Consider the following 300-nt stretch of genomic DNA (forward strand, 5'->3'; position numbering starts at 1 on the left):
TCTGCGCCCTGATCCTGCTCGACGAGCCGTTCAACGCCGTCGACGCCAAGACCGTCGGCGACCTGATCCAACTCATCAAACGCTGGCATGGCGAGGAGCGCACGATCATGGTCGTCGTGGACGAGCTCGATCTGGTGCGGCAGAATTTTCCGGAAACACTGCTGCTCGCCCGCCAGCCCGTCGCCTGGGGCGAGACGCGAGAGACGTTGCGGCCGGAAAACCTGCTCAAGGCGCGGCGTTTCCACGAGGCCTGGGAAGAGAATGCGCCCTGGTGCGAGCCCGACCATGACCATACCGGGC

Annotated in this window: 1 pseudogene; it reads left to right on the top strand. The window is 65.0% G+C overall.

Features of this window, described 5'->3' with window-relative positions:
• Positions 1 to 300: pseudogene (locus EN851_RS35450) on the top strand (ABC transporter); the annotation flags it as partial.

Source organism: Mesorhizobium sp. M8A.F.Ca.ET.208.01.1.1 (assembly GCF_004791315.1).
In the GTDB taxonomy this organism is placed as follows: domain Bacteria; phylum Pseudomonadota; class Alphaproteobacteria; order Rhizobiales; family Rhizobiaceae; genus Mesorhizobium.